The organism is Streptomyces pinistramenti (assembly GCF_020564935.1).
In the GTDB taxonomy this organism is placed as follows: Bacteria; Actinomycetota; Actinomycetes; order Streptomycetales; family Streptomycetaceae; genus Streptomyces; species Streptomyces pinistramenti.
In genome coordinates this window covers 20,089-31,184 of the sequence record NZ_JAJCXB010000069.1, presented here as the reverse complement: position 1 = coordinate 31,184, position 11,096 = coordinate 20,089, and the positions used below count along the sequence as shown (strand labels likewise).

Here is an 11,096-nt window from a genome sequence, read left to right as displayed (position 1 = left end):
TAAGCCTTTCAGCGCCGATGGTACTGCAGAGGGGACTCTGTGGGAGAGTAGGACGCCGCCGAACAATTTTTGTGGAATGCCTCGTCGGGAACTTCGGTTCCCGGCGGGGCATTTCTGCATTTCCGGACCATGACGGACCGGATTTCACTGGCCAGCGGGTGCGTGCGCTGCGATGCTGAGCCGATGGCGTACTTGATCAGGCCGGTGCAGGCGGACGAGTGGAAGCGGTTCAAGGAGCTGAGGCTGGCGGCCCTGGCCGACCCGGTGGCGCGGATGGCGTTCCACGAGACGTTCGAGGAAGCCGCGGCCCAGCCGCCCGAGTTCTGGCAGCGGCGGGCCGAACGGAGCGATGACGGCGGTACGGCGCTGACGCTCATCGGCGAGGGGCCTGACGGGAGTTGGGGCGGCATGGTCGTGGTGCTGCGGGACACCGACGGCGAGGTGCCGCAGGCGCGGATCGTCGGTGTGTATGTGCGTCCCGAGCACCGGGGGACGGGGCTGTCGCGGGAGTTGTTCGAGGCGGCGCTCGACTGGTCGTGGAGCCTGTCGGAGCCGGCCGTGGCCCGGGTGCGGCTGTGGGTGCACGCGGCGAACGAGCCGGCCATCGCGCTCTACCGGGCGCTGGGCTTCGTCGAGACTGGTCGGACCATGGCCGATCCGAAGGATGCGGCGGTGACCGAGCGGGAGATGGCGCTGGCGCGGCGGTAGCCGCCTCCCGGTGTCAGACCGGGAGGGTGGCGCGGGGCCAGCGGGCGCGGGCCTGTTCCTGGGAGCGCATCGTCGCGAGGGTCAGCAGGCCGCGGTCCTGGCCCGTCGTGAGGAGGGCGGGGAGCGCGGGCAGGGGGGCCAGGGCGGCGATGTCGTCGAGTACCAGGGTGAGTGGTGGGTCGAGCCGACCGTCAGATGACCGTTCGGCCATGCGGCGGCCGTGCTCGACCACGTGCGAGAGGAGTGCGGTGAGCAGGGGCATCGCACCCGGGTCGGTGCGCGGGTCCTCCAGGGGCTCGCCCACCACGTAGAGCGTTCCCCCCTCGTCGATGAATGATTCGAGAACGAGGGAATCCGGTCGGTGCGGATTGCAGGCGTCGCGGATGTGGATCGAGCCGAGGGCACTCAGGGCGCGGGCGACGAGTTCCTTCGCCTGCTCGCGGCGGTCGGCGTAGGCGGTCAGCACCGACTCCAGTTCGCCGGCCTGGCCCGCGGACGCCTGGGGGTTGGTCCGGAGGATCCGTACGGGCTCCTGCGCGGCGCCGGTGGCGTGTGCCCAGCGGTGCAGCTGCCGGAACGGGCGGCCGTCCACCTCCGCCGCGTGCAGCCAGCAGCGGAGCAGGGTCCTGGCGGCGTCGGCGACGGCCGTGTCCAGGGTGCTCGGCGGGCTTACGGGGGCGAGCAGCGCGGAGGCGCGGGCGGTGGCGACCGCGATGTCCTGGCAGCCGTCGGTGGGCGACCAGCGGAGGCGGGCCGGGGTGTCGAGGCGGTGCGTCGGGTCGTAGGCCAGGAGGGGGCCGAGTTTGGCGCGGGCGTCTTTGGTTTCGGACCAGAGGGTGGGTTCGGTGGTGGCGACGATGAGCGGGCCCTCGGCGGCGGTGATCGCGGCCAGGGCCTCGGCGGTGGCGGCGGCGCGGTCGGTGCCGAACCGGAGGCGGGGGACGGCGCGTTCGGCGAGCGGGGATCCCGGGGGTGCGGCCGGGGGCGTGCGTTGTTCGGGGAGCGGGCCGCCCGTGGGGGCGTCGGGGAAGAGGGCGGCGGCCGCGGTGGCGGAGAGGGGGGTGACGGGTACGGGGGCCGGGGGTGCGGCTTCGGGGGGCGTCGGCTGTACGGGGGCGGGCTGCGGCGGGGTGGCGGGGGCGTGGTCGTGGGGTGGTGTGCTGGAGGTTCCCGGGGTGGTGCGGTCCTGGGCCGCTGCTGTGCGGGCGGCTTCCTGGTCGGCCGCGTCCAGGGCTGCGCGTCGGGCCGTGGCGCGTCGGGTGCGGCGTACCGCGCGGTACCGGGTCACCGTGCCCATCGCGAAGATCGTCAGGACCAGCAGCACCATCAGCTCGCCGATCAGGATGCCCCAGAAGAGGCCGTAGCCGGAGAGCTGGGCCTTGGGGGTTTCCGGCCAGGCGGCCGCCAAGTCGTGGGGTGCGGCGACGAGATGACGCAGCGCCATGGGGGTGCCGGGGTAGCTGACACTGTCCGGCCAGGCGCCGTGGGTGAAGAGGCCGGCCAGGCCGGTGGCCGTCCAGACGAGCAGGGTCAGGCCGAGGAGGAAGGCCAGCAGGCCGATGAGGAGGGAGTCGGGGATGCCGCCCCGGCCGCCGCGGGGCGGGTACCGGTCGTCCGGATACCCGTTGATGTCCCTGGGGTCCTGCTCGTAATCGCGCCTCACGCCACCGTCTCGCTCGACTCGTCCCGCATCTGCCGTGCCATCGCCAGGGCTTCGGCGCGCTCCTCCGCTTCGGCGTCCGCTGCCTTTTCGATGGCGCGTGCCTCGTCCGTGGGGGTGGACGAGGCCGTGGTCATCGCGGATGCCTCGGTCATCGCGCGGTCGGTGTAGACCAGCGGACGTTCGGCTTCCGTGATGAGGTGTTTGACGACCTGGACGTTGCCGTTGACGTCCCATACGGCGATGCCGGGGGTCAGGGTCGGGATGATCTCGACGGCCCAGCGGGGTAGGCCCAGGACCTGTCCGGTGGCGCGGGCCTCGTCGGCCTTCTGGGCGTAGATGGTGCGGGTGGAGGCCATCTTGAGGATCGCGGCGGCTTCGCGTGCGGCGGCGCCGTCGACGACGTCGCTGAGGTGGTGGACGACGGCGACGAAGGACAGGCCGAGGCGGCGGCCGAACTTCAGCAGCCGCTGGAAGAGCTGGGCGACGAAGGGGGAGTTGATGATGTGCCATGCCTCTTCCACCAGGAAGATGCGCTTCTTGCGGTCGGGGCGGATCCAGGTGTGTTCGAGCCAGACGCCGACGATGGCCATCAGGATCGGCATGGCGATGGAGTTCCGGTCGATGTGCGAGAGGTCGAAGACGATCAGCGGGGCGTCGAGGTCGATGCCGGCGGTGGTCGGGCCGTCGAACATGCCGCGCAGGTCACCGTCGACGAGGCGGTCGAGGACGAGCGCCACGTCGAGGCCCCAGGCCCGGACATCGTCTATGTCGACGTTCATCGCCTCGGCGGCTTCCGCTTCCGGGTGCCGCAGCTGCTCGACGATGTCGGTGAGTACCGGCTGCCGTGGGTGTCCTGACTGCGCGTCGGCGGCCGCGCTGAACTCGCCGAGCACCGTGGCGTGCGCGACCTTGAGGGCGAAGCCGGAGCGTTCGTCCAGGCCGTGGCCCATCGCGACCTCGATGATCGTGCGGAGCAGGGCGAGCTGTCCGGTGGTGGTGATCGAGGGGTCGAGGGGGTTGAGGCGGATGCCGCCGTTGAGGGCGGCGGTGGGGTCGAGGCGGATGGGGGTGATGCCCAGTTCCTCGGCGATGAGGTTCCATTCGCCGACGCCGTCCTCGCCCTGGGCGTCCAGGACGACGACCTGGCGGTCGCGGAAGCGGAGCTGGCGCAGGACGTAGGTCTTCTCCAGCGCGGACTTGCCGTTGCCGGATTCGCCGAGTACCAGCCAGTGGGGGGCGGGGAGTTGCTGTCCGTAGAGCTGGAACGGGTCGTAGATGTAGCCCTTGCCGCTGTAGACCTCGCGGCCGATGATGACGCCGGAGTCGCCGAGGCCGGGTGCCGCGGTGGGCAGGTAGACGGCCTGGGCCTGGCCTGTGGAGGTGCGTACGGGCAGCCGTGTCGTCTCCACCTTCCCGAACAGGAAGCTGGTGAATGCGTCGGTGAGCGCTGCGAGCGGATCGAGCATGGCCATGACGTACGCGCCTCCCAGCGGCTTTAGCGGCGGATCCCGGTCGCGAACGGCAGGGTGTTGACGAACGCACGGTGGTGCTCGCGGTCGCACCACTCCAGCTTGAGGTAGGACTTGCCGGCGGAGGCGCGGATGGTGCGCTTGTCGCGGGCGAGTGCCTCGGGTGAGCGGGAGGAGACGGTGAGGTAGCCGACGAGGTTCACGCCGGCGGCTCCGGACGCGAGGTCCTCGCCGCGCTGGTCGACGCGGCCGTGGTGGGCGACGTCGCGCGGGTCGACCACGCGGTTCATCTTCGCCGCGCGGCTGGCCTCCGCGTCGTCATTGGTCTTCTCCGTCAGCATCCGCTCGATGGCGATCTCGGTGGGCTCCAGGTCCATGCAGACGGCGACCGTACGGATCACGTCCGGGGTGTGCACCAGGAGGGGCGCCAGGAAGTTGACGCCCACCGGGGTCAGCGGCCACTCCTTGATCCAGGCGGTGGAGTGGCACCAGGGGGCGCGGGTGGTCGATTCGCGGGTCTTGGCCTGGAGGTAGGTCGGCTCCATCGCGTCCAGCTCGGCCGGCCAGGTGTTGCGCTTGCTCATCGCCTGGATGTGGTCGATGGGGTGGTCCGGGTCGTACATGGAGTGCACGAGGGACGAGAGGCGGGCCTGGCCCAGGGGCTGGCGGACGCGGATGTCGGCCTCGGCGAGGCGGGCGCAGATGTCGGTCAGTTCGCGGGCCATGACGACGGCGAGGCCGGCGTCGCGGTCGAGCTTCTCGCGGGCCGGGCCGCCGCGCTGGGCGCGGGCGGCGCGGGCCATGGTGTGGGCCTCGGCGGCGAGTTCGCGGTCGTAGTGCATGCAGGCCACGAGGTAGGCGCGGTGCTGCTCGGACGAGGTGGAGACCATCGACTGGAGCTGCTCGTAGGACTCCTGGAGCCACTCGGGAGCGGACTGGTCGCCGCGCTGGGCGACGTCCTTGGCATGCGCGTCCGGGTCGGCGGGCAGGGTGCGGGCGAGCATCTGGAGGCGGGTCACGAAGCCGTCGCCGTTGGCCACGTGCTTGAGCAGCGTCCCGAAGCGGTCGACCAGGGCTTCCTGGTCCTCGCTGTCGCGCAGGCCGACGCCGGGGCCCTCGATCTCGATGGCGGCGGTCACCGTGCGGCGGTCGGCGTGCAGCAGGACGGCGATCTCGTCGGGGCCGAAGGGGGCGGCGAGCCAGTTGATCCGGCCGATGCCGGGGGGCGGGCCGATCTCGACCTCGCGGCCGTCGAGCCGGATGCCGGCCTCGGCGGCGCCGGAGCGGTAGGCGGTGCCGCGCCGTACGGTCCTGCGGTAGCTGCGGTTGATCTCGAACCACTTGTAGAACGTCCGGCCCTTGTACGGGACGTAGACGGCGGCCAGGCCGAGTACCGGGAAGCCGGTGAGGCTCGCGATCTTCAGGGGCAGGGAGCCGATCGCCAGTCCGCACACCATGCCGATGAACGCGGCGGCGATGATCAGCGCGATCTCGCCGGTCTCGCGGTTCTTGCCGACGACGGCGTTGGGCCGGGCGCGGCCGATCAGATACGTCCGACGGGGCGCGACCGGGTGGGACTGCGTGCTCAACGCCCATCACCTCCTGCTGACTTGCCGGTGCGGGCGCCGGTGCTCGGTCCTGGGCCGGGGTTCGTACGGGGTGCGGGGGCGGCGGGCGCCGGGCCGCGGCCGCCGCCGGAACGCGTGCTGTGCGCCGCGACGCCGCCGGCCACGCCGGAGGCGGAGGACTGGCCGCCGCCCTGCGCCTGGCCGCCGCCGTCGCCCGACTTGCGGGCGCTGTGCGTCTTGATGCCCTGGGAGACCAGTGCGGCGGGCGAGGAGATCATGGCGGCGGCCTGGCTGCCGTCGGTGGCGCGGCCCTTGTTCGTACGGGCGGAGACCATGTCGTCGCCGAAGCCGGGGACGAAGCGGTATATCACCGCGCTGGCGAAGATCGCGAGGATGATGATCGCGAGGCCGGAGACGACGGCGGAGAAGGCGTTGGGGCCCTTGTCGGACGAGAGCGCTCCGGCGATGCCCAGCACGATCACGATCACCGGTTTCACCATGATCACCGCGATCATGATGCCGGCCCAGCGGCGGACGTGGCCCCACATGTTCTTGTCGACGAGCCCGGCGTACACGACGGTTCCCAGCAGCGCGCCGACGTACAGCAGCGCGGCCCGGACCACCAGTTCGAGCCAGAGCACGCCGGCGGCCAGTACGGACACCAGCGAGACGACGATCAGCATGATCGGGCCGCCGCCGATGTCCGTGCCCTTGGTCAGCGCCTCCGAGAACGCGCCGAAGAACGTATCGGTTTTCGCACCCGTGCCCTTCGCGATGATCTCGGTGACGCCGTCGGTCGCCGAGACGACGGTGTAGAGGATCAGGGGCGTGAACGCGGACGCGAGGACGGTCAGCCAGAGGAACCCGACGGCCTCGCCGATCGCCTCCGTGAGCCGCACCCCGCGCACCGCACGCTTGGCGACGGCGAGCAGCCACAGCACCAGCGTGAGCACGGTCGACGCGGCGAACACGACGGCGTACTGGCGCAGGAACGCGCTGTTGGTGAAGTCCACCTGCGACGTCGACTTCACGGCGTCGGCCAGCTTGTCGACGATCCAGGCGGCGGCCTTGGCACAGCCCTTGGCGAGGGAGGTGAGGGGGTCGAGCGGGTTGTTGTCGGTGAGGCTGGGGGTTTTGGGGGCGCCGGAGCCGGCTTTGTCGCCGGATTGGCAGAAGTCCCTGGCCTGGCCGGGGACGAGTGCGCAGGGGTCGTCGCTCTGGCCGGGCGACGGTGTGGGGCTCGGCGCGGCCATGGCGCGGGTGGCCAGCATGAAGACCGCGGTCTGGAGAGTCGCCAGCAGGGCGGTGAGGTTGCGGGCGCGGCTCCATCGGCTACCGGGCATAGGTGAACCCTCCGTACTGCTTGACCGCATCCGTGATCTGGTCTGCGCCGGACGTCTTGTTGTCGCCGTTGACCGGGGCGGGGCCGTCCTGCCGGGAGAAGCTCTCGACCTTCCAGTCCCCGTCGGCCCACTTGAGCTGCAGATGCGTGGTGAACCAGTCGGTCGTCACCGGGGTCGTCGACTTCGCGCCCGCGGTGCCGAAGAGGCCCGTGCACCACACTTCGAGATTCGCGGTGTCGCCGTTGAGCTTGACGAGCTTGGTGCCGACGGGGACGGTGCGGGAGATGTAGGTCATGCCCTTGGCGGCGTTGCCGTTCGCGTCGAGGCCGAGCTTCTTGAGGAAGCCGGCCGAGTACGTGGCGTCGAGCTTGCTCTGCACGCCGGCGGTCTTGGCGGGTGAGAAGACCTGCTTGACGAGGGTGTGCCGCGTGGCGGGCTTGAGGATGTCCGCAGAACCCAGCGCCACCGCGTAATTCGCCGCCGCCGACTGCGCCCCCTGGGCCGTCTTGGCGAAGCCGGAGGCGATGGTGCCGTTCTTGCCGTCGACCGGTTTGGTGCCGGTGGGGGCGGTCGAGCGGGCGGCGGGGCCCCCGACCGGGCCGGGGGCGTTGTCGGCGGTGTCCTGGCTGCCGGATGTGCCTCCGCTGCGGTTGGCGAAGGCGATGGCGGCGATCAGGAGTACCACCACGCCGACGATCGTGACGAGGTTCCGGCTCGACAGGCCGGCCCGGGGCCGTCGCCCCGAGCCGTAGGTGTCGCCGTCGCCGTCCGGAAGTCTGGTGCGGGTCTGGCCCGCGTCGGGACTTCTGTAGTCGCCGCTGTAGTCGCCGTCATCGCCGATGCTCATCGCGCCCGTGCCCCCTCAACCGCCATTGCCGTCTCCGCCGTAGTTGTGCCGCCCTCATATGACCGTAGCCGCGTGGGTGGCGGTGTGGGTGCGGTGGTACGAGTACATCTCACCGTGACGGGTCCTCAGATGCCGGGCCGCAGAGGCGAATGGGGGACTCCGGGGCATTTGTACCCATCGCGTGCTCCATGTCCGTGGGGTTTCGCCGTCGCCTTCTTCTCTCCGGATCGACCTGTCCCCATGTGGCGGGCAGCCCAACCGGACCGCTGGTCGCGGCGGTGGCCGGGCGCGGGGGCGGCTGTGTCGGGCCGGGTTGAGTGGGCGTCAGCATGGGGCCTCGGCGGAGGGGGTGGGCCGGTCGGGGGGTGGACGGAGGCATGGGGGAGGCGGAGGGGCGGCGGGCGGGGGCGCACGGGTGGCAGCGCCGGGACGGGCGTGCCGGGACCGCGCGGCATCCGGGTGCGTGCGGCGCGGTCGCGTGGGTGGGGTCAGACCGCCATGCCGTAGACGATGGTGAAGAGCGTCCCCAGGGAGCCGATGATGAAGACTCCGGTGAGGCCGGCGACGATCAGGCCCTTGCCCTGTTCGGCGCTGAAGGTGTCGCGGAGCGCGGTGGCGCCGATGCGCTGTTTCGCGGCGCCCCAGATCGCGATGCCGAGGCACAGCAGGATGGCGATTGCCATGACCACCTCGACCATCACGCGGGCTTCATTGCCCAGGCTCCCGAACGGGCCCCAGTCCGGGGCGATTCCGCCGATGATGGTGGTGATGTCGCCCTTTTCGGCCGCAATGAACATTTGTGAACTCACCGCCCCTTATGGGTAGTTGTGGCCCCGCGCCGCACGGCACAGGGCAGGCTCTATCTTCGCCGACCATCTTCGCCGACAAAGACACCATCGGATGTCGACTTGACGGCTTTCTTTTGCGGATCCCGTGGGGGTGCCGTGAGGATCGGCCCGCACGCTGTCCACCGGACCTATTAGTCTCACTGTGTGTATCACGTACGGTAACCGTGGGCAATGATCATCGGGGGGATCCGGCGGGCTGTCCGAGACCCCGCCGTGCGGGCGCCGGCGCTACTTCGGCGCGTGGGACATCGCGAAGACCATGAGGAACGCGACGAGGTGGATCGCGAAGAGAAAATACGCGACCCGCCACCACAGGTGCTTGTTGAGCTGCTTCTGGTTGTTGGGGTCCATGGGCGTCCCGTCCTCGGTGTCCCTTCAGTGTCGCGTACCGCGGACCGGGCACGCGACGGGGCCGGGCGGGACGGCGTACGGGGTGGCCGGGATGCGGCGGGTCCGGCGGGGGGCTTCGGGTGCGGGGCTTCGGTCGGCGGGCCGGTGTGGGTACTGTGCGAGCGCCCCCTGCGCTGTTTCATGCGCCGCTGTGCGGCGGGAACTCGCGGGTGTGCGGGGGAAAGGGCGGTGAACCGGGGCCGGATGGGGGAGGGTTGAGGGGTGCGGAAATTCTGGATTGCCGGTGGGACAGGGGCAGGGCTGATGCTCTGTCTTGTCGCGCTGCTCGTGGTCGGGACGTACACGGCCGCCGCGGGGATGGCGAACGCGGCGGGCGGCCGGGTGGCCGGGCTCGCCAAGGGCGCGGTGCCGGCCGCGTACCAGTCGCTGGTGCAGAAGTGGGGGACGCTCTGCCCGGCCATCAGCCCGTCGCTGCTCGCGGCGCAGCTCTACCAGGAGAGCGGCTGGAACCCGAAGGCGCAGAGCCCGGCTGCCGCGCAGGGGATAGCACAGTTCATCCCGGGGACGTGGCAGACGCACGGCATCGACGGGAACGGTGACGGCAAGAAGGACGTCTGGGATCCGGAGGACGCGATCCCGTCGGCGGCCTCGTACGACTGCGAGCTGGCGAAGTACGTGAAGGACGCGCCGGGGGACGCCACCCACAACATGCTCGCCGCGTACAACGCGGGGGCGTACCGCGTGATCCAGTACAACGGCGTGCCGCCGTACGGCGAGACGCAGAACTACGTGAAGACGATCACGACGCTGGCGAAGAGCTTCGAGGCGCCGGTGGGGCGGGTCGAGCCGTCGAAGCAGGCGGCGTCCGCCATCTACTACGCGCAGGAGAAGCTCGGCACGCCGTACCTCTGGGGCGGGACGGGCACGTCAGGGCAGAACGGGCGGTTCGACTGCTCCGGTCTGACGCAGGCCGCGTACCGCACGGTCGGGGTGGAGCTGCCGCGGGTGGCGAACGACCAGTGGAATGCGGGGCCGCACCCGAAGCGCGACGAGCTGCTCCCGGGCGACCTGGTGTTCTTCGCGAACGACCTGACGGACCCGCGGTCGATCCACCACGTGGGGATCTACGTGGGAGGCGGATACATGATCAACGCGCCGCACACCGGTGCCGTCATCCGGTTCGACAAGATCGATGTGCCGGATTACCTGGGGGCGACCCGCGTCACGTCGGATGGCGCAAAAGCACTGCCGAACGCGAACGCTGCATGAACATAAAGCCCTGAACTGCGGTGACGAGTCAAGCTTGGATAACAGGCTGGTGATCATCCGGTGGAGAGTGGAACGCCCGCGATGACGAGCACGTTTTCCTGGCGTGGGATGTAGCAGGCGTGACCCGCGTGTCCGGCGCGGTGACATGGCAGCAAGGCTCGACGACCACGGGGGTTGGCGGCACACACACGGCGCTCGCGCGCGCGGAAGATAAGGGGCCATGGCAGATGGCTGTACTCGCATTCGAGGGGCCGAACCCCGATGTCGACGTGCTCGACGGCATCAACGGCCTCGCGAAGGACGCCCCGCACTGGGTCAACCGCGCGATGGAGTACCTCGGCGAGTACGGCATCGTCGCCGGTCTCGCCGTGCTGTGTCTGGTCGCCTGGTGGGCCGCGCGCCGCAGGCCCGGTGCGCCGGCCGCCGTCGCCGGTCTGGTGTGGGCGCCGCTGGCCGCCGGGCTCGCGCTGCTGGCCAACATCCCGATCCGGGCGTTCGTCGAGCGGCCGCGGCCGTTCGATGAGCACGCCGGGATGGCGGTGCTGATCCCGGGCAAGAGCGACTTCTCGTTCGTCAGCGATCACGCGACGCTGACGATGGCGGTCGGCGTCGGCCTGTTCATCGCCCACCGCAAGTACGGGCTGATCGGGATCGGCCTGGCGCTGCTCGAAGGCTTCTGCCGGGTCTACATGGGCGTGCACTACCCGACGGATGTGATCGGCGGATTCGCGCTGGGCACCGCCGTCGCACTGCTGCTCGCGCCGCCAGCCCAGGCGCTGCTGGTGCCGCTGATGACGGCGCTCGGGCGGTCGCGGGCCGGCCGGCTGGTGCGGGCGCCCGGGGTGCCCGAGACGGCGGACGGGCACGAGGCGGGTGGCGAGGCCGGAGCGGCGGAGCCGGACGAGGTGCCCGGCGGTCTGGCGATGACCGCAGGGGCGGCGCTGCCGCGGCGCGAGGGGCGGGACAGCGACCTGGCCGCGTGAGCGGCGCGGCGCGCGGCTCACGCGGCAGCGGAAAGGCCCGGACCCTT

The 11,096-nt window shown here is 71.0% G+C and carries 10 protein-coding genes; 3 read left to right on the top strand and 7 right to left on the bottom strand.

Going from position 1 to position 11,096, the window contains the following annotated elements; genetic code table 11:
- Positions 1 to 183 precede the first annotated feature (183 nt).
- Positions 184 to 708: a GNAT family N-acetyltransferase gene (locus tag LIU39_RS30815; protein ID WP_227050225.1), complete on the top strand. Its 525-nt coding sequence runs from the start codon at positions 184 to 186 to the stop codon at positions 706 to 708.
- Positions 709 to 721: 13 nt separating this feature from the next.
- Here LIU39_RS30815 and LIU39_RS30810 read toward each other — a convergent pair whose 3' ends face one another.
- The 7 genes from LIU39_RS30810 to LIU39_RS35090 all read right to left on the bottom strand — a co-directional run bounded on the left by LIU39_RS30810 (position 722) and on the right by LIU39_RS35090 (position 8,797).
- Positions 722 to 2,371, bottom strand: a complete 1,650-nt coding sequence (locus LIU39_RS30810; RefSeq protein WP_372464115.1) for a type IV secretory system conjugative DNA transfer family protein — start codon at positions 2,369 to 2,371, stop codon at positions 722 to 724.
- Positions 2,368 to 3,837, bottom strand: coding sequence for an ATP-binding protein (locus LIU39_RS30805; RefSeq protein ID WP_227050228.1), 1,470 nt, complete (start codon positions 3,835 to 3,837; stop codon positions 2,368 to 2,370). Before LIU39_RS30805 ends, LIU39_RS30810 begins: the two co-directional genes overlap by 4 nt.
- Before the next feature lie 29 nt (positions 3,838 to 3,866).
- The gene (locus LIU39_RS30800) at positions 3,867 to 5,429 is read right to left on the bottom strand and encodes an SCO6880 family protein (protein ID WP_227050224.1); all 1,563 of its coding nucleotides are present in this window, start codon (positions 5,427 to 5,429) and stop codon (positions 3,867 to 3,869) included.
- A complete protein-coding gene (locus LIU39_RS30795; RefSeq protein WP_227050223.1) occupies positions 5,426 to 6,751 on the bottom strand; it encodes a hypothetical protein in 1,326 nt (441 codons plus the stop codon). Before LIU39_RS30795 ends, LIU39_RS30800 begins: the two co-directional genes overlap by 4 nt.
- The gene (locus LIU39_RS30790) at positions 6,741 to 7,598 is read right to left on the bottom strand and encodes a DUF8175 domain-containg protein (protein WP_227050222.1); all 858 of its coding nucleotides are present in this window, start codon (positions 7,596 to 7,598) and stop codon (positions 6,741 to 6,743) included. The genes LIU39_RS30795 and LIU39_RS30790 overlap by 11 nt, the downstream gene beginning before the upstream one ends.
- 488 nt (positions 7,599 to 8,086) lie before the next feature.
- A complete protein-coding gene (locus tag LIU39_RS30785) occupies positions 8,087 to 8,395 on the bottom strand; it encodes a DUF8827 family protein (protein WP_227050221.1) in 309 nt (102 codons plus the stop codon).
- Positions 8,396 to 8,674: 279 nt separating this feature from the next.
- On the bottom strand, positions 8,675 to 8,797 hold the full coding sequence (locus LIU39_RS35090) for a hypothetical protein (RefSeq protein ID WP_264483445.1): 123 nt from the start codon (positions 8,795 to 8,797) through the stop codon (positions 8,675 to 8,677).
- Positions 8,798 to 9,100: 303 nt separating this feature from the next.
- On the opposite strand from LIU39_RS35090, the gene LIU39_RS30780 reads away from it, so the two are divergent.
- Both LIU39_RS30780 and LIU39_RS30775 read left to right on the top strand, forming a co-directional pair.
- Complete coding sequence (locus tag LIU39_RS30780) at positions 9,101 to 10,066, top strand: bifunctional lytic transglycosylase/C40 family peptidase (protein ID WP_227050220.1); 966 nt, start codon at positions 9,101 to 9,103, stop codon at positions 10,064 to 10,066.
- A gap of 227 nt (positions 10,067 to 10,293) precedes the next feature.
- Complete coding sequence (locus tag LIU39_RS30775; RefSeq protein WP_227050219.1) at positions 10,294 to 11,049, top strand: phosphatase PAP2 family protein; 756 nt, start codon at positions 10,294 to 10,296, stop codon at positions 11,047 to 11,049.
- Positions 11,050 to 11,096: the final 47 nt, after the last annotated feature.

Excerpts from the sequence above, each read along its gene's own strand:
- LIU39_RS30815 (WP_227050225.1), top strand. The coding sequence starts at position 184 with ATGGCGTACTTGATCAGGCCGGTGCAGGCGGACGAGTGGAAGCGGTTC.
- LIU39_RS30805 (WP_227050228.1), bottom strand. The coding sequence starts at position 3,837 with ATGCTCGATCCGCTCGCAGCGCTCACCGACGCATTCACCAGCTTCCTG.
- LIU39_RS30795 (WP_227050223.1), bottom strand. The coding sequence starts at position 6,751 with ATGCCCGGTAGCCGATGGAGCCGCGCCCGCAACCTCACCGCCCTGCTG.
- LIU39_RS30790 (WP_227050222.1), bottom strand. The coding sequence starts at position 7,598 with ATGAGCATCGGCGATGACGGCGACTACAGCGGCGACTACAGAAGTCCC.
- LIU39_RS30785 (WP_227050221.1), bottom strand. The coding sequence starts at position 8,395 with ATGTTCATTGCGGCCGAAAAGGGCGACATCACCACCATCATCGGCGGA.
- LIU39_RS35090 (WP_264483445.1), bottom strand. The coding sequence starts at position 8,797 with ATGGACCCCAACAACCAGAAGCAGCTCAACAAGCACCTGTGGTGGCGG.
- LIU39_RS30780 (WP_227050220.1), top strand. The coding sequence starts at position 9,101 with ATGCTCTGTCTTGTCGCGCTGCTCGTGGTCGGGACGTACACGGCCGCC.
- LIU39_RS30775 (WP_227050219.1), top strand. The coding sequence starts at position 10,294 with ATGGCTGTACTCGCATTCGAGGGGCCGAACCCCGATGTCGACGTGCTC.